The sequence below is a fragment of the Microbacterium sp. Cr-K20 genome, from assembly GCF_000708325.1.
Lineage (GTDB): Bacteria > Actinomycetota > Actinomycetes > Actinomycetales > Microbacteriaceae > Microbacterium.
In genome coordinates this window covers 13,880-34,911 of the sequence record NZ_JARE01000059.1, presented here as the reverse complement: position 1 = coordinate 34,911, position 21,032 = coordinate 13,880, and the positions used below count along the sequence as shown (strand labels likewise).

General features: G+C 68.4%; 22 protein-coding genes. 5 read left to right on the top strand and 17 right to left on the bottom strand.

The window, feature by feature from the left end:
• Positions 1-59 precede the first annotated feature (59 nt).
• The 12 genes from GZ67_RS0114240 to guaB all read right to left on the bottom strand — a co-directional run bounded on the left by GZ67_RS0114240 (position 60) and on the right by guaB (position 9,932).
• Entirely contained in the window at positions 60-611 is a 552-nt protein-coding gene (locus GZ67_RS0114240) for an OsmC family protein (protein WP_029262257.1), read from the bottom strand.
• Positions 612-713: 102 nt separating this feature from the next.
• On the bottom strand, positions 714-1,079 hold the full coding sequence (locus GZ67_RS0114235; RefSeq protein ID WP_029262256.1) for a type II toxin-antitoxin system VapC family toxin: 366 nt from the start codon (positions 1,077-1,079) through the stop codon (positions 714-716).
• The gene (locus tag GZ67_RS0114230) at positions 1,076-1,324 is read right to left on the bottom strand and encodes an AbrB/MazE/SpoVT family DNA-binding domain-containing protein (protein ID WP_029262255.1); all 249 of its coding nucleotides are present in this window, start codon (positions 1,322-1,324) and stop codon (positions 1,076-1,078) included. Before GZ67_RS0114230 ends, GZ67_RS0114235 begins: the two co-directional genes overlap by 4 nt.
• Before the next feature lie 37 nt (positions 1,325-1,361).
• Entirely contained in the window at positions 1,362-3,167 is a 1,806-nt protein-coding gene (locus GZ67_RS0114225) for a sensor histidine kinase (RefSeq protein WP_029262254.1), read from the bottom strand.
• Positions 3,164-3,511, bottom strand: a complete 348-nt coding sequence (locus tag GZ67_RS0114220) for a response regulator (RefSeq protein WP_029262253.1) — start codon at positions 3,509-3,511, stop codon at positions 3,164-3,166. Before GZ67_RS0114220 ends, GZ67_RS0114225 begins: the two co-directional genes overlap by 4 nt.
• Positions 3,508-3,651, bottom strand: coding sequence for a hypothetical protein (locus GZ67_RS20840; protein ID WP_167381624.1), 144 nt, complete (start codon positions 3,649-3,651; stop codon positions 3,508-3,510). The genes GZ67_RS0114220 and GZ67_RS20840 overlap by 4 nt, the downstream gene beginning before the upstream one ends.
• Positions 3,648-5,135 carry a glycosyltransferase family 2 protein gene (locus GZ67_RS0114210; RefSeq protein ID WP_029262252.1) on the bottom strand — a complete coding sequence of 496 codons (1,488 nt, stop codon included), beginning with the start codon at positions 5,133-5,135 and terminating at the stop codon, positions 3,648-3,650. Before GZ67_RS0114210 ends, GZ67_RS20840 begins: the two co-directional genes overlap by 4 nt.
• On the bottom strand, positions 5,135-5,848 hold the full coding sequence (locus tag GZ67_RS0114205; RefSeq protein WP_029262251.1) for a PHP domain-containing protein: 714 nt from the start codon (positions 5,846-5,848) through the stop codon (positions 5,135-5,137). Before GZ67_RS0114205 ends, GZ67_RS0114210 begins: the two co-directional genes overlap by 1 nt.
• On the bottom strand, positions 5,845-6,834 hold the full coding sequence (locus tag GZ67_RS0114200; protein ID WP_029262250.1) for an ATP-grasp domain-containing protein: 990 nt from the start codon (positions 6,832-6,834) through the stop codon (positions 5,845-5,847). The genes GZ67_RS0114205 and GZ67_RS0114200 overlap by 4 nt, the downstream gene beginning before the upstream one ends.
• Positions 6,834-7,877 (bottom strand): response regulator, encoded by a 1,044-nt coding sequence (locus GZ67_RS0114195; protein WP_029262249.1) that lies wholly within the window; start codon positions 7,875-7,877, stop codon positions 6,834-6,836. The genes GZ67_RS0114200 and GZ67_RS0114195 overlap by 1 nt, the downstream gene beginning before the upstream one ends.
• A 145-nt stretch (positions 7,878-8,022) precedes the next feature.
• Positions 8,023-8,337: a DUF2277 domain-containing protein gene (locus tag GZ67_RS0114190; RefSeq protein ID WP_029262248.1), complete on the bottom strand. Its 315-nt coding sequence runs from the start codon at positions 8,335-8,337 to the stop codon at positions 8,023-8,025.
• Positions 8,338-8,429: 92 nt separating this feature from the next.
• A complete protein-coding gene (guaB, locus tag GZ67_RS0114185; RefSeq protein WP_029262247.1) occupies positions 8,430-9,932 on the bottom strand; it encodes an IMP dehydrogenase in 1,503 nt (500 codons plus the stop codon).
• Between the two features lie 250 nt (positions 9,933-10,182).
• Here guaB and GZ67_RS0114180 point away from each other — a divergent pair, with 250 nt between their 5' ends.
• From GZ67_RS0114180 to GZ67_RS0114165, 4 genes are read left to right on the top strand one after another with little or no spacing between them, the layout of a single operon-like run.
• Complete coding sequence (locus GZ67_RS0114180; protein WP_029262246.1) at positions 10,183-11,535, top strand: branched-chain amino acid ABC transporter permease; 1,353 nt, start codon at positions 10,183-10,185, stop codon at positions 11,533-11,535.
• Between the two features lie 3 nt (positions 11,536-11,538).
• Positions 11,539-12,516 (top strand): branched-chain amino acid ABC transporter permease, encoded by a 978-nt coding sequence (locus GZ67_RS0114175; protein ID WP_029262245.1) that lies wholly within the window; start codon positions 11,539-11,541, stop codon positions 12,514-12,516.
• Positions 12,506-13,501: an ABC transporter ATP-binding protein gene (locus GZ67_RS0114170; RefSeq protein WP_197021048.1), complete on the top strand. Its 996-nt coding sequence runs from the start codon at positions 12,506-12,508 to the stop codon at positions 13,499-13,501. Before GZ67_RS0114175 ends, GZ67_RS0114170 begins: the two co-directional genes overlap by 11 nt.
• Positions 13,498-14,289 carry an ABC transporter ATP-binding protein gene (locus GZ67_RS0114165; RefSeq protein ID WP_051662550.1) on the top strand — a complete coding sequence of 264 codons (792 nt, stop codon included), beginning with the start codon at positions 13,498-13,500 and terminating at the stop codon, positions 14,287-14,289. Before GZ67_RS0114170 ends, GZ67_RS0114165 begins: the two co-directional genes overlap by 4 nt.
• Positions 14,290-14,523: 234 nt before the next feature.
• Here GZ67_RS0114165 and GZ67_RS0114160 read toward each other — a convergent pair whose 3' ends face one another.
• The 3 genes from GZ67_RS0114160 to groES form a co-directional block, all read right to left on the bottom strand.
• Positions 14,524-15,777, bottom strand: coding sequence for an ABC transporter substrate-binding protein (locus GZ67_RS0114160; RefSeq protein ID WP_029262242.1), 1,254 nt, complete (start codon positions 15,775-15,777; stop codon positions 14,524-14,526).
• 144 nt (positions 15,778-15,921) lie between these two features.
• Positions 15,922-16,854: an EamA family transporter RarD gene (gene rarD / locus GZ67_RS0114155; RefSeq protein ID WP_029262241.1), complete on the bottom strand. Its 933-nt coding sequence runs from the start codon at positions 16,852-16,854 to the stop codon at positions 15,922-15,924.
• A 181-nt stretch (positions 16,855-17,035) separates the two neighbouring features.
• On the bottom strand, positions 17,036-17,332 hold the full coding sequence (gene groES, locus GZ67_RS0114150) for a co-chaperone GroES (protein WP_028502311.1): 297 nt from the start codon (positions 17,330-17,332) through the stop codon (positions 17,036-17,038).
• Between the two features lie 157 nt (positions 17,333-17,489).
• On the opposite strand from groES, the gene GZ67_RS0114145 reads away from it, so the two are divergent.
• Complete coding sequence (locus GZ67_RS0114145; protein WP_029262240.1) at positions 17,490-18,701, top strand: class I SAM-dependent methyltransferase; 1,212 nt, start codon at positions 17,490-17,492, stop codon at positions 18,699-18,701.
• Positions 18,702-18,723: 22 nt separating this feature from the next.
• Here GZ67_RS0114145 and GZ67_RS0114140 read toward each other — a convergent pair whose 3' ends face one another.
• Entirely contained in the window at positions 18,724-19,932 is a 1,209-nt protein-coding gene (locus GZ67_RS0114140; protein WP_029262239.1) for a hypothetical protein, read from the bottom strand.
• Positions 19,916-21,031 carry a hypothetical protein gene (locus tag GZ67_RS0114135; protein WP_029262238.1) on the bottom strand — a complete coding sequence of 372 codons (1,116 nt, stop codon included), beginning with the start codon at positions 21,029-21,031 and terminating at the stop codon, positions 19,916-19,918. The genes GZ67_RS0114140 and GZ67_RS0114135 overlap by 17 nt, the downstream gene beginning before the upstream one ends.
• Position 21,032 lies beyond the last annotated feature (1 nt).

Genomic DNA, 21,032 nt, shown 5'->3' with positions numbered 1-21,032 from the left:
GCCCGCGCATGCCGAGCCGACCAGGCTATCAGGCGCGGGTGCCGCGCACCGAACCGCGCTCAGCCGAGAGCGCTCGATGTCGGCACCGGCGCCGCGAAGAGATCGAACACGGGGCAGTGCGCATCGACGACGGTGCGCAGGTTCTCGTACTGCTCGGCGCTGTCCGGGCCCGTGATGTCGACCGAGACCCGGACATCATGGAAGCCCGCCCTCCCCGACTCGTCGATGCCGAAGAGCGTGCGCACATCGAGGTCGCCCTCCGCGGTGATCTCGATTTCATCGATCGTGAGACCGAGCGCCTGCGCGTAGAGACGGTACACGACCACCTGACAGGAGATGAGCGCCCCCAGCGCGTACTCGACGGGGCTCGCCGCCACGTCGTCTCCGGCCAGCGCGCCGGGCTCGTCGACCAGGAAGCGGTGCTTCCCTGCGCGGATCTCGGTGGCGACGGAGCCGATGCCCCGCCCGCTCACGCGGTAGGTGAGCTGTGCGTTCGCGGCGTCCGCGGCGATCCGCTCGTTCCACGCGGTTCCGGCGTCGGTGAGTCGCCGAGCGCGTTCGGCGGGAGTGACATCGGCGATACCGGCGAGCTGGTCCTGGAGGAGAGTCATGGCCCGACGGTAGCGATCCCTGCGCTCGGGCGGCATGAGGACCGTCATCCGGCTTCACACCCGGAAACGGAGCGTCACGGATGCGACGCTCCGCCGTTCAGATCACCGCCGGAGCTGCTCGACGCGTTCAGATTCGCCCCAGGCGCGATCCGCCGTGAGCGCGACCGCGTCGAGACGCGCCGCCACCGCGAGGCACAGCCGATCGCCGAGCGAGAGGCCGCTCCCACGCTTCCACAGCCGGGCCGCCTCCTCGGCGTCACGGTGCGACACCGGCTCGACGCGCAATCGATAGCTGAGCAGCAGTCCGGACGCCACGCCCCAGTCGGCACCGGATGCGCGCACCTTCTGCGCGACCTCGGACCAGTTCGCCGCTCCGACCACCGCATCGTCGAGAACCTCCTCCACGCGATCGGCTCCGGGTTCGCCCTGCAGGAATGCGAGGAGTGCGGACGCATCCAGGACGATCACGCAGCGGCGTCCTCGGAGCTCGCGGCCGCCCGACGTTCGGCGAGGAGCGATTTCAGAACGTCTTTGCCTTCGAGCTGAGACCTGACAAGGGCCTTGGCCTGCTCGCGGGTGACCAGGATGACCCCACCCACAGTCTCGATCATCAGCAGCGGCACGCCCTGCTCCCAATGCTGGCGGCTGCGGAGCTCAGCGGGGATGACCAGCCGACCGCGATCACCCATCGGCGCGACGAAGGTGGTATCCATGGATCCACGGTACCACTCATGCGCACGCAGTGGGATGTCAGTCGGCGCGGCTCAGGCTCGTCAGCACCTCGGTGCGGGGTGCCGACGGGAGGACGAAGCGGAACTCGGTGCCCACGCCCTCCTGACTCGTCACGTCCATGCTCCCGCCGTGTGCCAGGACGATCGCCCGGGTGATCGTGAGCCCGAGCCCGACACCCGGCACGGCATTGCGCGTCGCGGTCGACGCACGGAAGAACCGGGTGAACAGCATCCCCTGTTCGTCTTCCGGGATCCCGACGCCCGTGTCCTGCACGGCCAGCTCCACTCCCCCGTCGACCGGACGGACGCGGGCGTTGACGCGCCCGCCACGCGGGGTGAACTTGATCGCGTTGGACAGCAGATTGTCGAGAGCCTGACCGATCCGCCCGGAGTCGATCAGGAGAGGAATGGCGTCAGCACCGACCTCCGCCGCGATCTCTATGCCCTCGCGCTGCGCGTGCGGACCCGCCGAGACAACCGCCGATCGGACGAGCTCGGCGATATCGACCTCTTCGCGCTCGAGCGGGAACCGCCCGGACTCGACCTGCGCGGTGAAGAGCAGATCGCCGACGAGGTTGAGCAGACGCTTCGCATTGCGCTCGATGATGCCGACGAACTCCTGCTGGTCCTCGGTGAGAGGCTGGCCTGGATCGTTCTGCAGCAGATCGAGGAAGCCGATGATCGCGCTCAGCGGCGTGCGCAGCTCGTGGGAGATCATCCCCACGAACTCGTCCTTCATGCGCGCGACCTCGACCGCCCTGGTCTCGTCGGTGAGCACGAACAGGTATCCCTGCTGCGCGCCGGCGCCGTCCTTGTGCGGGGTGACGGTGACCCGGGCGGGAACCGTCGTACCGCCCGCCGTCGTCACCTCAACGTCCCCGTCGACCGGGAGCCCGGCGTCAGCCTGCGAGAACAGCGCCTGGATTCCGGGCGAGAGCTCCGCGTAGCCGGGCAGAAGCTCGTGCTCCGAGCCGGGACGGTCGACGTTGTCGGCGGCCAGCATCGACAGGACCGCCGTCGAGAAGAAGCGGTCGATGCGCACGTCGTCGCGGGCCTCCTCCGCCGAGAGTCCCAGCAGGCGTTCCGCTCCGGGATTCCAGGCCGTGATCTTCCCGCTACAGTCCGTCGCGATCACCGCCTGCGCCGTGATCGACGCCCACAGGCTCTCGAACGAGTCCAGCAGCTCGCGGTACTGACGTTCCTTGTCGCGGAGCTGCACGATCATCGCGACGTTCTCCGACAACGCTCGCGTGCGTTCGACGACGAGCTCCTCCGCCTGGTCGACGCGCATGCGCTGCTGTCGGGACAGCTCATTGACGACGGCCGCGACCGCGGAGAACACCAGCGGCCCGATGACCCCGCGCAGCCACTCCACCGACGTCGAGGGCGGATCGGCGAAGTACGGCAGGAGCAGGGCGATGGAGGTGAGTCCGCCGACCACGAAGACCCAGCGGATGCCGGGGGCGGCCGCGATCCACACCACAGGCAGGATGACCAGCGAACCGAAGATGGACGAGGCGCCTCCCGTGCCGGCCCGGAAGAAACCGAACCCGATGATGTCGATCATCGGGACGAGCAGCACGACCCAGCCGTCATAGACGTGACGGGCGCTGAGCACCGCAGCCTGCAGCGTCGCAGCGAGGAGAAGGCCGATGCCGAGGAGGGCGACGCCGAGGTTCGTGAAAGGCAGGTCCGCGTTCCCCCATGACAGCAGCGCCGCGATGACAATCGCGGCCGCCGACGGCAGCTGCTTGACCAGCGGGCTCGGGTTGTCGAACATCCGGTACCACCGGCTCTCGGCCCGGTCGATCGGGGTCGCCCTCACCGCTTCACCTGCTCCACGATGCGATGCAGGTCGGCGCCCGTGATCGGTTTCGGCAGCGCGGCATCCGCCGGCGGGTAGTCAGCGGCATCGAGCACCGAGCTGATCACGAGGAAGCAGTCGGGGAATCGCTCCTGCACCAGGCGCGCGCAGGCCTGCCCGGAGATCCCCGGGAGCAGCAGATCGAGCACGGCGACCACCGGATCGATGTCCGGGAAGGCCGCGATCGCCGACTCGGCGTCGTGCGCGATGAAGACATCGAAGCCCTCACGATCGAGATAACGCCGCAGGAGCGCAGCCTGGTCGGGAGCGTCCTCGACGACGAGGGCCAACGGCCTCCCGGTCATCGAAGGAACAGCTCTCGCACGACGACGACCACGACGACGACGACGAGCGCGAGAACAGCCTGCGGGATCAGTCGTCGCTCGCGCCGGGCATCCGCGACGATCTCCTCCCGCTCGGCTTCGGGTGACGGTGCAGCGTTCATGAGTCGACGCGTCCGATCTTCTCGGTCTTGATCCAGGAGGCGTCGGCACGACGCCACTCTTTGATGTATGAGTCCACGGTGATCGCGCACAGCAGGGAGCCGTAGCCGCAGATGTAGAGCAGGAGCCCGGCGAAGAAACGCCCGCCCGGAAGCTTCTCGACCGCGCGCGCGAGCCAGATCCCGAGCATCGAGATCGGGCCCCAGAGGTAGAAGATCACGGCCCAGAGGATGCGCGTCTCGTCGGTGAGATCCAGTCCGACGGCCTCGAGACCCGATTCGAATGCCCACGGGAAGAGGGCGATCGCCATCAGGAGGAGCGCACCCAGCCCCGGGAACATGATCGCCTCGCGCCAGGAGTGCCGGCCCGTACGGGGATCGAGCTGCACCGCGTACAGCATCGAGTACAGGTAGATGCAGGCCGCCGAGATCCACATGAAGCGGAAGACGAACTCCGCGATGTCGCTGTGCAGCACGAGCAGAGCGAGCATTCCCGCCGCGGCGAGCAGCATGAACGCGGGCAGCAGGAGGATGGTGAACCAGGCCAGTCCGAACGAGAAGCTGCCCAGGTTGTGCTCGCGGCTCGGACGGAACCACAGCTTGCGGTAGATCGACGTCAGCTGCACGTTGCCGCGGGCCCAGCGCAGTCGCTGCTTCCAGAGGCTGTCGATCGTCCGCGGCTCTTCGGCGAGCACGACGGCGTGCGGCTCGAAGACCATCCGGCGACCCTTGAGCTGGCCCTCGAACGTGGTCATCGTGTCTTCGGCGAGAGTCCCCGTCGGGATCCGCCCGCCGATCGCCTCGAGGTTGGCCCGCGAATGCAGCTGGGCGCCGCCGGCGAGACAGGCGATCGCGCCGCCGACGTTCTGCACCCGACGGGCGGAGAGCTGGCCGATCACGTACTCGATCGCGATGAACCGCGTGAGGTAGTTGCGGTCGCGGCTGCCCTCGGCGATGTAGGCGGTCACCGCCCCGACCTTGTCGTCGGCGAGATGCCGGCTGAGTTTGCGCAGGGAGTCGCGCGCGAAGATCACGTCGGCGTCCATGATGAGCACGGCTTCGGTCCAGACGTCGGCGAGCACCACATCCAGGCCGTGGTTGAGCGTGTGAGCCTTGCCCTCGCCACCCTTCTCGCGCCGCAGGTGCACGACCCGTCCGGGGTGGGCATCGGCCTTGGCCCCGACGATGGCGGGGGTGTCGTCGGTGGACGCGTCGTCGACGACGAACACGCGCAGGCGATCGGCGGGGTACTCCAGCTGGAGCAGCCGCTCGATCGCCGGGCCGATGACAGCCCCCTCGTTCCACGCCGGGATGATGACGGCGACGTTCGGATGGTACGGCGCGGCCTTGCCGTAGTGGTTGCGGAACGCATGCACCGGCAGCATGAGGAACTGCAGTCCCGTGTTGATCACCGGCAGCGTGCCGACCAGAACGCACAGCAGGAGGATGACCACGAACACGGTCTGCAGCCAGGTCAGATCGGCCATCAGGCGGCCTCCACCGCATCGAGCAGCGGAATCACCCGCGAGTAGCGGCCGACCTCGGCGGCGTCGTGGCTGTCCGTGGAGGCGACGATCACTCCCCCGGCGCGGCGGAGGGCCGACAGCGCTTCGACGCCGGGGCACCCCCACTTCTCATTGACCTCGACCAGGGTGTCGGTCTGCGCCGCGGCGAGCGCCCACGCCTGCGTGCGCTCCGGGCCGAGATCGAACTCGGACAGACCGATCTTGGGGAGGATCGAGAAGCAGTGCGCGAGCTGATTCCCGGGATGCCGACGCATCGTCGCGATGAGCGCGTCGACGAACTGATCCAGCACGTCGTCCGGGGCCCAACCCGCGGCGATCCGATCGCGCACGGTCGAGGGGCCGAGGGGGCCGTCCGTTCCCGGGAACTGGTGATCGGCGATCAGGATCCGGTCGATGCCCTCCGGCAGCACCGGGATGTCGAGCGCCCCCGCGGCATCGAGGATCTTGGCCTCGACGCCCGAGAGCACGGTGAGTCCATCGGGCACCCGCAGCGCGCGCACGGCGGCCAGGTACTCGGGCACCCACGTGGTGCTCTGACGCACGTGGTCGACGAGACGCAGCGTGGTCAACCCGGCCGCGACCGCGGCATCGACGTTCTGGGCCAGCGTCGAGACGGCATCGTCCGAGAAGGTCGAGTGCACGTGATGGTCGCCGCGCAGTACGGCGTGGGTCACAGCTCCTCCTGATGACCCGCGTGCTCGGAGGCCAGCAGGTCATCCACCTCGACGATCACGTCCTCCAGGAAACGCACCGACGCGACCTCCCGGAACGGGACGTGCACCGGCAGCTCGCGTCCGAGGAACAGGTCGGCCACGAGTGACGGGATGTCGACACCGGCCGCGATCGTCAGCGGCAGCGCGCCGGGGAAGCGCGGATTGACCTCGAGCAGCACGGCCCGGCCGGCGCGGTCCCGGCGCAGCTGCACGTTCGCGACGCCGACGAGTCCGATGGCGCGGGCGATCGATGCCGCCGCCTCCTCCAGCTCCGGGTCCTGCACGGTGCGTCCGGCGATGGCGACCCCGGAATCGACCCGGGCACGGGTGCGGGGCACCGCGGCGACCACGTGACCCGTCGCATCCGCGATGACGTCGACCGAGTACTCCTCCCCCGGAAGGAAGTCCTGCACGATCAGCCCCTCATCCGTGGGGAGTGCCTCGAGTGCCGTCCGATCGGGCACGAGACGCACGCCCCGGCTGCCGGCGCCCTGGCGGGGCTTGGCGAAGACCGGGAACTCCCAGTCGACGGCCTGCGCGTCGGGTCCGGCGAGGACCGTGCGGGGAGTGAGACCGGTGGGAGCGCACCGTTCGGCGAGCGCGAGCTTGTCCAGCGCGGTGTTCAGCGTGTCCGCCGACGGTGCGGCGAGCACGGCGGGTGCCAGTTCGTCCCGTCGCTCGGCCAGAGCGATGAGCTCGACGTCGACCGTGGAGATCACGAGATCGAGCCGATCGGCCTCGACCATCCGCGCGATCGCCGGCACGAAGTCGTCGTCCCTTCCCGGGGGGACCAGGCGACGCTGGGCCGGAGGCACCAGATAGATGCCGCTCGCCCAGCCGTCCATGTCGGCGGCGAACACCGTCAGGTCGGATCGACGGAGGAGGGATCGGATCACGGCGACTCCGGCCGGTCCACCCGCTCCGGTCACCAGCACACGCTTGGTCATCAGCTCTCCCGTCGGCTGAGTTCGTGGGCGCCGATGAACTCGGCCGTCTCGCGCACCACTTCGAGGGGTTCCACGGCTGTTCCGCCACCGAACCGCGACCAGTACCGCGCGGTCGCGGTGACGAACTCGGGAGCCAGGTAGTCGCGATTCGCCGTCTGCGATCCGAAACGCTCCAGCAGCCGGAGCTTGTCGTCGAGGTACTGATCGATGCGCACGAACCGGGTGGGACGGAAGTCGATCGTCGACGACGGGCTCTGATAGCAGGCGACCGTGCCGACACGGCGGGTCGCCACGATCGTGGCCTCGCTCACGGCGCGGTGGTCCTGGTGCCGGTCGTTGCTCGAGTGCGTGTAGACGATGGTCGGCTGGATCTCCTGCACGACCTCTTCGATGAGGCGCACCGTCGATCCGCCGCCCGAGATCTCGGTGTCCACGAGATCCTTCAGGAACAGCCGGGCACCGAGCATCTCCGCCGAGGCCAGCGACTCGTCCTGTCGGCTCGCGGCATCACCGCCGCGCGCCCCGCGGGAGAGGGTGAGGATCGTGATCTCGTCCTGCGCCCGGGAGTGAGCGGCGAGAAGCCCGCCGACACCGATCTCGACGTCGTCGGGATGGGCGCCGATCGCGAGCACGCGCTCCGTCGGGCGCGCGTCCTCCCGGCGACGGCGTCCTTCTTCGACCAGTCGGGTGACCGACTCGACGAGCTTGGCGTTGTCGAGCGGCTTGGTGAGGAACTCATCCGCCTGTGCGCGCAAGGCCGAGACCGCGTACTCGACCGACACGTGGGCGGTCATCACCACGACGGGCACGGTGGGCACCGTGCGGCGGAGTTCGGCGAGGAGCTCGAGTCCGTTGAGTCCGGGCATCTCGATGTCGGTCACGACGACGTCAGGGCGCACCTGCGCCACGCGTTCGACAGCGGCCCGCCCGTCTTCGGCGACGTCGACGATGCAGCCGGCCCGCCTCTCGAGCACGGTCTTCACGAGCAGGGCGACGTCGGCGTCGTCGTCGACGACGAGGACTCTGGGAGCATCCTCAGGCATGTGTACAGCTCTCCTTGGGGAGGTTCCCTGACCGATGGGGATCGGCGAGTGCGATCTCGGCGCCTTCAACACCGGGACCGCAGGGAAAGTCGAGCGGGGTATGTCGATTCTGGCATAGCCCGTTCGCCACCCGGGCCCGCGCGGATCACGACCTCGCGGCAGCGGCCTTCTTCTCCTGCTGGAAGACGCGGATGGCCTCGTAGCGGTCGGCCGAGCGGGCGCGGCGCTTGGCCGCCTCGTCGTCGCGATTCTTCGGCGGGGCGGTCGTGACCAGTTCATCCAACAGGGCACGGGTCGCCTGCGCGATCTCGGCGACCGCGCGGTCGAACACAGCCCGATTGGCACGCGACGGCGCGTTCGCTCCGGAGATCTTCCGGACGAACTGGAGGGCCGCCTCGTGGCACTCGTCGTCGGTCGCGGCGGGCTCGAGGTTGTTCAGCGGAACGATGTTTCGGCACATACCGGCACGGTACGCCGGGCCGTCGACAGACGGAAGGGGCCGGATGCGCACGGCATCCGGCCCCTCTGCGAAGATCCCGTCGGGATCCGACGTCACTTCTTGTAGTTCGGTGCTTCCACGACGATCTGCACGTCGTGCGGGTGCGACTCCTTGAGCCCCGCCGAGGTGATGCGCACGAACTTGCCGCGCGTCTTGAGCTCTTCGATCGTGCGCGCTCCGACGTAGAACATCGACTGACGGAGACCGCCGACCAGCTGATAGGCGACGGCGGCGAGCGGGCCGCGATACGGCACCTGCCCCTCGATGCCCTCAGGGATCAGCTTGTCGTCGCTGGGGACGTCGGCCTGGAAGTAGCGGTCCTTGGAATACGAGGTCTGCTTGCCGCGGGTCTGCATCGCGCCGAGCGAACCCATTCCGCGGTACTGCTTGAACTGCTTACCGGACTGGAAGACGATCTCGCCCGGGGACTCGTCGGTTCCGGCCAGGAGCGAGCCGAGCATGACGGCGTCGGCACCGGCGACGAGAGCCTTGGCGATGTCACCGGAGTACTGCAGTCCCCCGTCGGCGATCACGGGCACGCCCGCCGGACGGGCCGCCAGCGAAGCCTCGTAGACGGCCGTGACCTGGGGTACACCCACACCTGCGACGACGCGTGTGGTGCAGATCGACCCGGGACCCACGCCGACCTTGACCGCGTCGACGCCCGCATCGACCAGAGCCTGGGCGCCCTCGCGGGTCGCGACGTTGCCGCCGACGATGTCGATGTGCTCGAACGACGCGTCGGCCTTCAGGCGGCGGACGAGGTCGATGACGCCCTGGGACTGCCCGTTGGCGGTGTCGACGACGAGCACGTCGACACCGGCGTCGCGCAGCGCCTCGGCACGCTCCCACGCGTCTCCGAAGAAGCCGATCGCGGCACCGACGCGCAGGCGGCCCTGGTCGTCCTTGGTGGCGAGGGGGTACTTCTCGCTCTTGTCGAAGTCCTTGATGGTGATGAGGCCTGCGAGCTTGCCGTTGTCATCGATGAGCGGCAGCTTCTCGACGCGGTGCTTCGCGAACAGCGCGATGACCTCTCCGGCGGCCACCCCGACCGGCGCGGTGACGAGGTTCTCGCTCGTCATGACGTCTTTCACGAAAGTGCTCTGACGCTCGAAGCCCGACACGAAGCGCATGTCGCGGTTGGTGATGATGCCGACCAGCTTGCCGTCGTCGTCGACCACGGGCAGCCCCGAGATGCGGTACTTGGCGCACAGGTTGTCGACCTCTTCGACGGTCGCGTCCTGGGTCGTGGTGATCGGGTCGGTGATCATGCCGGACTCGCTGCGCTTGACGCGGTCGACGTGCGCGGCCTGGTCGGCGATGGACAGGTTGCGGTGCAGGATGCCGATGCCGCCCTCGCGCGCCATGGCGATCGCCATGCGGGATTCGGTGACCGTGTCCATCGCGCTCGACAGCAGCGGGGTGGCGACCGAGATGCGGCGGGTGATCCGCGACGAGGTGTCCGCTTCGCTGGGGATGACGTCGGTGTGCCCCGGCAGGAGCAGCACATCGTCGTACGTCAGTCCGACGAAGCCGAAGGGATCGTGCTGTTCCATGGATTCTCCTTCTGCGCGAGTCGCGCATGTCCGAGTGCGAGGGGGTGGTCGACGTCGGCCTTTGCGGGGCCACGGCCCGTATGAAGATTCTAAGCGCGACGCACCCGAGAACATTCCCGGAGCCCGCCGTTACCGGACCGTTGACCGCGACGGTAGGTGATTCGGGGATCGCACACTACGCTCAAATGCGTCGTCCATCCCTGCGGTTCATACCCGATGCCGCAGTGACAGCACTCACAGTGGAGGTTGCGTGGGACCCACAACAATCGCCGTGCAGCGAAGGCGCCCCTGGGCCGTCATCTGCCTCGGTATCCTCATGGCGCTCATGGCGTTCCTGTTCCTGCCCCCCTCATCGGCCTCGGCCGAGACGACGGACGACGGGCAGGAGGTCACGGACTTCTACTTCGCCGGTGTCGTCACCAATGCGGATGAGCCGGTCGAAGGCGTCGTCATGTCCATCGAGGGCAACGGCTTCGAAGCCGAGACCGAGACCGACGCCGAAGGCAAGTGGCGCCTCTACGTGCCGGAGATGGAGACGTACACCCTCACGGTGGACGAGTCCACGCTGCCGAAGGGCGTCATCGTCGACGCGACCCAGCTCCCCGAGGGCATCCAGCCCGTCTCGGGGACCACCGCGTCGTTCGAGCTCGAATTCGGCCTCACCGGCACCAAGATCGTCAACTTCTTCCTCGGAGCGGGCGAGCGGGTCACCGTGTCGTTCCTCGATCAACTCCTGTCGCGCATCGTCGGCGGCCTGAACTTCGGGCTCCTCCTCGGACTCGCCTCCATGGGCGCCGCGCTCATCTACGGCACCACCCGCCTGTCCAACTTCGCCCACGGCGAGATGGTCACCTGGGGCGCGGTCGTCGCGCTGCTGTGCACGACGTTCTGGCACCTGCCGCTCTGGCTCGGCATCATCGCCGCCGTCATCGGCGGAGCCGCGCTCGGGTGGGCGCTGGATGCCGGGATCTGGAAACCCCTGCGGCGAAGAGGCCTCGGGGTGGTCCAGCTCATGATCGTGAGCATCGGGCTCTCCCTCGCGCTCCGGTACGGCATGCAGTACTTCATCGGCGGCAACACGTACCAGCTTCCGGGAGCGAGCCCCGAGCCCATCCGCCTCGGACCCATCTCGCTGTCGTACATCGACATGATCGCGATGGGGACGAGCATCGTCGTGATCCTCGGTGTCGCGTTCTTCCTCACCAGGACCCGCACCGGAAAGGCGACCAGGGCCATCTCGGACAACCCGCAGCTGGCCGCGGCATCCGGCATCGACGTCGACAAGGTCATCCGCACGGTGTGGATCCTCGCGGGCGCTCTCGCCGCGATCTCCGGCATCCTGTGGGCGTACTTCCGCCCCGGTGTGAAGTGGGACATGGGTATGCAGATGCTGCTGCTGATGTTCTGCGCGATCACCCTCGGTGGCCTCGGCTCCGCGATCGGCGCCCTGATCGGCTCGATCATCGTCGGCCTCGCCGTCGAGGTGTCGACCCTGCTGGGTGTGCCGTCCGACCTCAAGTACGCCACGGCACTCGTCGCGCTGATCATCATTCTGCTGGTGCGACCGCAAGGCATCCTCGGACGCAAGGAAAGGTTGGGCTGACGCATGGACTTCGGAAGCATCTTCGGCAACACCGCCTCCTATCTCTTCAGCCCGACGACGATCGCCTACGCCCTGGCGGCGACCGGCCTCGCCGTGCACTTCGGCTACACCGGCCTGCTCAACTTCGGCATGGCCGCGTTCATGGCCATCGGCGGCTACGGCTATGCGATCTCGATCCTGACCTTCGGGTTCCCGTGGTGGGCCGGCGTCCTCGTCGGCATGCTGGGCGGCGCGGCATTCGCTCTGATCCTGGGCATTCCGACCCTGCGTCTTCGTGCTGACTACCTCGCCATCGCGACCATCGCCGCCGCCGAGGTGGTGCGGCTCATGTTCGTCACCGAGCTCTTCAAGGACTGGACGAACTCCGCCGGCGGACTCTCCGGGTACCACCAGAGCTTCCGCGACTCGAATCCCTTCCCACCGGGCACCTACGGCTTCGGCCCGTGGACCTACAACGCGACCGATCTGTGGGTGCGGGTCGTCGGACTGATCGCCCTCGTGATCGCCGTGCTCGTGGTCTGGGCGCTCATGCGCAGCCCATGGGGTCGGGTGCTCAAGGGCATCCGTGAGGACGAGGATGCGGTGCGCTCGCTCGGCAAGAACGTCTTCGCCTACAAGATGCAGGCGCTCGTGGTCGGTGGTGTGATCGGCGCAGTCGGCGGCATCGTCTTCATCCTGCCGTCCGCGGTGATCCCCGGCAGCTACTCCACGTCGCTGACGTTCTTCCTGTGGACGATCCTCCTGCTCGGCGGCGCGGCCACCGTGCTCGGCCCGACGCTCGGCGCGGTGCTGTTCTGGGTGGTGTTCGCCTTCCTCGGTGCGCTCCTCCCTGCCATGGCGAACGCCGGCTACCTGCCCATGTCCGGCGCACAGGCCGACGTCGTGCGGTACATCGTGATCGGCGTCGTGCTGATGCTGATCGTCATTTTCCGCCCGCAGGGCATCCTCGGAAACAAGAGGGAGATGACCTTTGTCAAGTAATGACGACGCGGTGGTCACGCCCGCGAAGAGCACGCCCCGCGCCAAGACCGGGGGCCTGGCCGCCGGTCCCGCCGCGCCCGGCGTCAAGAAGGTCGACCCGATCCTCATCGTCGATGCGGTGGAGCGCCGTTTCGGCGGTCTCACCGCGGTCGATGTCGACCACCTGGAGATCCCGCGCGGAGCCATCACCGCTCTGATCGGCCCGAACGGCGCCGGCAAGACGACCCTGTTCAACCTGCTGTGCGGCTTCGACAAGCCGAACGCCGGCACCTGGTCGTTCGACGGGAAGAACCTCTCCGGCATCCCCTCGTTCAAGGTCGCACGGATGGGACAGGTGCGCACGTTCCAGCTCACGAAGTCGCTGTCGCTGCTGACCGTGCTCGAGAACATGAAGCTCGGCGCGAAGGACCAGCGCGGCGAAGGCTTCTGGGCGGGGCTGTTCCCCTTCCTCTGGCGCAAGCAGGATCAGGAGATCGAGGCGCGCGCGCACGAGCTGCTCACCCGCTTCAAGCTCGACGCCAAGGAGCAGGACTTCGCCGCATCGCTCTCGGGCGGTCAGCGCAAGCTCCTCGAGATGGCCCGCGCGCTCATGAGCGATCCGACCCTGGTGATGCTCGACGAGCCCATGGCCGGCGTGAACCCCGCGCTCACGCAGTCGCTGCTCGAGCACATCCTCGACCTCAAGGATCTGGGGATGACGGTGCTGTTCGTCGAGCACGACATGCACATGGTCCGCCACATCGCCGACTGGGTGGTCGTGATGGCGGAGGGGCGTGTGGTCGCCGAGGGTCCGCCCGACCAGGTCATGGAGGATCCGGCCGTCGTGGACGCCTACCTCGGTGCACACCAGGACGTCGACCTCGGGGCCGTCACCGGTCGTCTTCCGGTGATCTCGGAAGAGGACGCGGTCCGCATCCGGGAGCAGATCGAGACCGAGGTCGAGGCCGAAGTCGAGGCCGAAGACGTCGAGGAGGAGAAGGCATGACCGACGCATCCGCCCCCACGCCCGCGCCCGCTCCCGCGGAGCGCAACGAGATCAAGAACGACGACGTGATCGTCGAGCTGACCGATGTGCACGCCGGATACCTGCCCGGGGTGAACATCCTCAACGGCGCGAACCTCGTGGCCCACAAGGGTGAGCTGATCGGCATCATCGGCCCGAACGGCGCCGGCAAGTCGACGCTGCTCAAGGCGATCTTCGGCATGGTCGAGATCCGCTCGGGCGATGTCACGGTGAAGGGCGAGAGTATCGTCGGGCTCAAGGCCGACAAGCTCGTGCGCCGCGGCGTGGCCTTCGTGCCGCAGACGAACAACGTGTTCCCGTCGCTCACGATCCAGGAGAACCTGGAGATGGGGCTCTACCAGAACCCCAAGATCTTCGCCGAGCGCCTGGAGTTCGTCAGCAGCATCTTCGGTGAGCTGGGCAAGCGCCTCAAGCAGCGCGCAGGTTCCCTCTCCGGCGGTGAGCGGCAGATGGTCGCGATGTCGCGCGCGCTGATGATGGATCCGTCGGTGCTGCTGCTCGACGAGCCGTCGGCTGGCCTCTCCCCCGTGCGTCAGGACGATGCCTTCATCCGTGTCTCCGACATCAACAAGGCGGGCGTGACGACGATCATGGTCGAGCAGAACGCGCGCCGCTGCCTGCAGATCTGCGACCGCGGCTATGTGCTCGATCAGGGCAAGGACGCCTATGAGGGCACCGGGCGCGAGCTGCTGAACGACCCCAAGGTCATCGGCCTCTACCTCGGCACGCTCGGCACCGACGCCGCCTGAACGCGTTCACGCAGGAGGGGGATGCCACGCGGCATTCCCCTCCTGCGTGCATGGCGGGCATCCGTCGGCTCTCGGCGCGGGCATCCGTCGGGAGTTCGTGCATCCGTCGGGTCCTCGCCCGGCGTTTCTCCCGACATCCGTGCGAGCTCCCGACGGATGAACCGGGACGGGACGGGGCGGGGCGGGGACGACGAAGGCCCCGGATGCTGAGCATCCGGGGCCTCGTCTGTGCGCTTACTTGAGGCGCGTGGTGGTGTTGTCGGCGCCGAACTCGTAGACGCCGATCGCGGCGCCCTTCGGGTCGTTGTTCTCGTCGAACGTGATCTCGCCGGAGAGGCCGTCGTAGTCCGCCGTGCCGCCGCCGTTGATGATGTCGGCGCACTCGGCGTACGTGGTGCACTTCTCGCCCTCGTCGCCACCGCCGGACACGGTGCCCATCTGCTCGGCCATGTCGGCGCCCTCGACGGAGCCGGCAGCCAGAGCCGACAGCGCCATGAGGATGACGGCGTCGTAGGCCTCAGCCGAGTAGGTCACGGCGTCGATCGGGTCGTTGCCGTCGGCGGTCCAGACCTCGTTGAGCTGGTCGAGGAAGTCCTGCGGCAGCTCAGCGCCGGCGCGGGTGCCCTTCGAGCCCTCGAGGTTGACCGAGACGTCGGTGCCCCAGTCCTTCAGGTTGCCGTCGACGAGGTACAGCGAGCCCGTGTCGACGCCCGCGTTGCCGAGCAGCGGCGCGATGGTCGCGAACTGGTCGTACGAGACGACCGCGACCGCGTCGGGCTTGGCGGCCGCGATCTCGGAGACCTGAGCGTTGAACTGGCCGTCGCCCTGGTTGAACGATGCATCCGCGACGACCTCGCCGCCGGTGCCCTCGAACGTCGACTTGATGGCTTCGAACAGGCCCGTGCCGTAGGGGTCGTTCTGGTAGATGATGCCGAGGGTCTTGTGACCGTCTTCAGCGATCTGGTTGCCGAGGACCTCGCCCTGCAGGTTGTCGCTCGGTGCCGTGCGGAAGTACAGCGGGTTGATGCCCGAGAAGTCCGGCGACGTGTTCGACGGCGAGACGGTGAGGATGCCCGCGCCGGCGTTGCCGTCGAGGATGAGCTTGGTGACGCTCGACGACGCGGCGCCGACCATCGCGGTGATGCCCTCGTTCTGGAGGTTGGTGATCGAGGTCTCGTACGCCTTGTTGTCGAGGTCACCCTCGTCGGCGGTGGTGAGGTCGATGGTCACGCCGGCGTCGGCCTCGTTGATCTCGTTGACAGCCAGCTGGACGCCGGCTTCCATCGGAGCGCCGAGGAAGGCGAGCGAGCCGGTCGCGGGAAGCAGCGAGCCGAGCTTGAGCGTCAGATCGACGGCCGGCTTCTCACCACCTTCGCTGGGCTCAGCGTTCGGCGTGCTGCTGCAGCCGGCGATGACGATGGCGGATGCGCTGATCAAAGCGATCCCTGCGAAGACCTTCGCGGTGCGCGAACCCTTCATTGCGTTCATGGTGCTCCCTTGCGTAACTGAACGTGGATTGTGACCACGGGCGGGTGCTCTAACACTAGGGCGTGATACCCGTCCGCAGGGGGTGCAAGTATCTCGGTGCGTTAACGATCCGATACCGGGATTCCGGGCCGGAGAACCGCGGGTTCAGACGAGTTCGGGCGGGGCGATCCGGCGCCCTCGGCGGGCGGCGATCAGCAGGTCGACGACGAAGACCCCGATCGCGATCCACACGATGACGAACCCGGCCCAGCGCTCCGGCGGCATGGGCTCGTGCAGGATCGCGACGCCGATGAGGAACTGCATCACCGGGGTGATGAACTGGATCATCCCGATCACCGTGAGGTTGATCCGGCGGGTTCCCGCCGCGAACAGCAGCAGGGGCACGGCCGTCGCCACACCGGCGAAGGCCAGCAGCACGGCGTGCACCCACCCGTTCCCTCCCATCGTGATGCCCGCGGGAGTCGTCGCGACCACGATCAGCTGCACGACGGCGATCGGGATCAGCCAGAACGATTCGAGGGTGAGACCGCTGACGGCGTCCACCGCCGGACCGATCTTCTTCTTGATGAGCCCGTAGACACCGAACGACGCGGTCAGCGAGAGCGCGATCCACGGGAAGGCACGGTAGGCCACGATGATCACGACGACCGCGATCGTGGCGATGGCGATCGCGGCCCACTGCAGCTTCCGGATGCGCTCCTTCAAGACGAAGACGCCCAGCAGCACGGTGGTGATGGGGTTGATGAAGTAGCCCAGACTCGTCTCGACCACGTTGTCGCTGAGGGTTCCGATGAGGAACACCTGCCAGTTGACGTAGATCAGGAGACCGGCGAGCGCGGTCCAGCCCAGCAGCTTCGGCTGCCGCAGGATCACACCGAACGGCGCCCAGCCGCGCGTGACCGTGAGCAGCAGGATGCAGAAGACGAACGACAGCAGCACCCGCCACGCGACGACCTCCCACGGACCGGTCGGCACCAGGAGGAGGAAGTAGAGCGGGAGCACGCCCCAGAGGAGGTAAGCGGATCCGGCGTAGGCGACTCCGGCCGTCTGCGTTGCGCGGGTCGTCTCGGGGGTCACCGCACAACACTATGCCCGCACCGGCGGCCCGGAGAGCGGCGGCCCGTCGCCGCGCGGAGATCGGCAGGAATCGGATGCCTGATGGCGGGATGCAGAAGGGGGCTCGGATGCCGAAGCATCCGAGCCCCCTTCGAGGACCTGGGCACCACTCTTCGAGAGGGGCGGAACCCGGTTCCGCAGATCAGCGGACGACGACCGCCAGGACGTCGCGAGCGGACAGGACGAGGTACTCGTCTGCGCCGAACTTGACCTCGGTGCCGCCGTACTTGCTGTACAGGACACGGTCGCCGACAGCGACGTCGATCGGAACGCGGTTGCCGTTGTCGTCGATGCGGCCGGGGCCGACGGCCACGACCTCGCCCTCCTGGGGCTTCTCCTTGGCGGTGTCGGGGATGACCAGGCCACTCGCGGTGGTCTGCTCGGCCTCGACCTGCTGGATGACGATGCGGTCTTCGAGCGGCTTGATGGAAACCGACACGGTCTACCTCTTCTTTCTTGACACTGACACGAAAGACTTGTTCGCACTCTCAACCCGAGAGTGCTAATCCAGTCTATGCGCTGGGCTGGCACTCATGCAATGCGAGTGCCAACGCACGCCGTGATTCAGTGATGCGAGCGGGAATTAGGCTGAGGACGTGGAGATGTCCGAGCTGCGTGCCCTGCTGACCCCCGCCGGTCTCGAACTGCTCGACACGGTCGGGACGATCGGGTCGACCGCCGACGTCGCCCGCGCCGTGTCACGGCTGCGTGCCGCCGGGCACTCCCCCGAGCTGGTCTCGGCGGTGGTCGGCCAGGCGCACCTGCGGTCCAAGGCGTCGGCGAAGTTCGGCCCCTTCGCCGCGCGGATGCTGTTCACCCGAGCCGGGCTCGAGCAGGCGACGCGGCTCGGTGTGGCCGCACGACACGCCCAGCGGATCCGCAGCGCGGGGTTCACCACCGTTGCCGACCTCGGCTGCGGGATCGGCGGCGACGCCCTCGCGTTCGCCGGAGCCGGACTCGATGTGCTCGCCGTCGATGCCGACGAGGTCACCGCCGCCATCGCGGCCTACAACCTCGCGCCCTTCGGAGAGGGCGCGGTGGTTCGGCACAGCACGGCGGAAGACGCCTTCGAGGGCTCGGATGCTTCGAACGCACGCGCGATCTGGATGGATCCCGCCCGGCGCACCTCCGGGCACAGTGAGACCCGCCGCGTCTCTGCAGACGACTACTCCCCCTCGCTGGACTGGGCCTTCGACGTCGCGGCGCGCGTGCCGACGGGCATCAAGCTCGGCCCCGCGCACGACCGCGACGCTCTTCCCGCCGACGCCGAGGCGCAGTGGGTGAGCGCCGACGGCAGCGTCGTCGAGCTGGTCGTGTGGAGCGGCGCCCTCGCCCGAGAAGGCGTGCGACGCTCGGCGCTCGTGATCCGCGGCGACCGATCGCACGAGATGACCGCACCGGCCGACGTGGCCGATGAGCCCGTGCGCGAGCTCGGCGCCTTCGTGCACGAGCCGGACGGCGCCGTGATCCGCGCCCGCCTGATCGGCGATGTGGCCCGGAGCCTCGATGCCGGGATGCTCGACGAGCACATCGCCTATCTCACCTCGGATGCCGCGCTGACGAGCCCGTTCGTGCAGTCGTTCCGCGTGCGCGAGACCCTGCCCGCCAACCCCAAGGCGATCAACGCCGCTCTCCAGGCGCACTGCGTCGGTCGCATCGAGATCAAGAAGCGCGGTGTCGACATCGACCCTGCGGCGTTCCGGAAGAAGCTCACGCTGCGCGGTGATCAGGAGGCCACGCTGATCCTCGCGCGTATCGGCGATCAGCGGCGGGCGATCCTCGCCGATCGGGTTCCTGCCGCCGGCTGACCGTCGCCGAGCCCCGCCGGGATCAGCCGCCGTCGCTCGGGTCCTCGACCTCGATCTGCTCACCCGGCGACACCGGGATCACGACGGGGTCGTTCTCGACGCCGGGCGCTGCGGAGTCGACGGAGACAGTCAGGTACGGCGTCTGCTGGTTCGTGAACTGCAGGTCCAACGCCGCGGTCGCGACCCGCGCACCCGAGGGGTCGACGGTCTCGAGTTTCACGGTGAGGCCCTCCGCGAACGCGGTCTCGAAGCCCTTGCAGACGACCGGCCCGGCGGCATCCACGATCAGGCACCGCTCGGTGGCGCCCTGTTCCGATAGCCGATCCCCCAGCCACACCGGCGCGTCCCGGAAGACACCGACGAGCGAGAGACCGAGCTCGAACCCCTCCGTGGTCAGTGATTCCGCCCGGTCGCGCACGTCTTCGGGGAACTGGGCCAGGAGCGAATCGACCCCGCCCCACCGTTGGATCGCGACCAGCGGCTCCCCCGCTGTCGAGAGGAGCATCGTGGCCTGGATGATGTCGGAGCCCGTCTCCCCCGGGAGCGACAATGACGCCGACAGTCCGCGCTCCGACTCCTCCGCGGCGAGACAGTTCGTCTGCGACTGCACGCCGACGTCGAGGACCAGGCAGGCGGCCGATCCCTCGTCCTTCGTCGCGTACCAGACGAGGGCATCACCATCCTGCGCGACCGCGCGGACCGAACCGGGATCGAACGCCTCGGTGACCAGCTCTCCGAGGCGCTGCTGCTGCTCCGCCGTCAGCGGGATGCCGCCGGCTCGCGGCGCGAACAGCCCCCAGCCGATGCCGACGCCGAGCGCGAGCAGGACGGCGGACACGGCGACCAGCGTCGCCACCACCTGCCGGCGCATCGAGCCTCGAGCCGGGGTCGGGGGCGTCGGCTGCGGCGTCGGCGATGCCTGCGCATCCGGAGCACGCTGCGTGAGCGCTGCGGAGGGAACCTCGGCCGCGTCAGAGGCCGTGTTCGCCGCGAACGCTTCGTCGACGGGCCCGATCGCCACCTCCGTCTGGTCCCGCCTCATGGATCCGCCACCGCCGTCGGTACCGTGGCCGGCCTCCGACCGCTCCGGGGACGCGGCCGCGGCGTGCGAGCGACGCGAATCCTCGAGCGCGCGCAGCCGCTGCGATTCCGTTGCGGTCAGCAGCCCTCCTCGGCCGTAGGCCTTCCGCTGCAGTGCCCGTAACTCTTCGGCCTCAGTCTCCGACGGCACCCGAGGCATCTCCCTCCCGGGTGATGGTCAGATACCCGGGCCCCCGATTCGACATCATCTCCAGGTGCGTCACGCCGCCCGTCTCCGTGTCGACGACGTTGAGCACGAGGCTCGAGGCCTGCTCCTGCATGGTCTGCGGGTCGGCGCAGGTGACCGGAGCCTCATCGGTCGATCCGTCGTAGATGAGGCACTGGTTCTGCGACTCGGTCTGCGAGGCCATCCAGATCGGCACGTCGCCGTCGTAGCCGACGACCCAGAGCGAGCCGGCGTCGAAGCCGTTCTCCGCCAACCGGGCCGCCGTCTCCGATTCGGCCTCGTTCGCGTAGGTGATGCCGCTCTCCGTCGGGTCGTAGTCGTAGACGCTCACCGCGACAGCGGGTTCGCCCGATGCGGTGAACAGCATCTGCGCGCTGACCTCGCGCTGCAGGCCCTTGTGACCCTTGACCGAGATCGAGCCGTAGATCCCGGTTTCGGCGATCATCTCCGTACGGTCACAGGACGGAACCGTCGCCTCACCCGTGCCGAGGATCAGGCAGGTGCGCTCCTTCGTGTCCTTCGTCGCCGTCCAGATGACCACGTCCTCCTCGACGCTGAGCGCGCGTATCGAACCGGGATCGTACACGCCGGCCGCGACGAGATCGTTCTGCCATCCCTGCTGGTCGGCGGTCAGCTCCACCGCCGCGGCTCCGGATCGGCCGAACGCGAGCCAGCCGACCCCCACCCCGATCGCGAGCACCGCGACGGCCACCAGGGCGACCGGCCGCCAGCGCGTGCGGAGCAGCGAGAAAAGGGAGCGCCAGGACGACGATGCGGGCGAGAGGGCGTCGACCGCGTCGTCTGCCGCGTCTTCCCCCGCGGACACTCGGCCCTCGTCGGCGGGCGCGGCTTCGGAGACGGCGACCGCGGTATCGGGCTCGGCGGCGGCGCTCCGCTCCACTTCGCCCGGGTGTGCGGCGGGGGCAGCCTCGGCGACCGGTGCGAGCCTGAGGTCCTCCAGCTCGCGGAGGCGTTCGGCTTCGGCCGATGTCAGCGAGGAATCGCGACCATACGCCCGCGCCTGCAGGGAACGCAGCTCCTCCGACTCCTCCGGCTCGAGCATC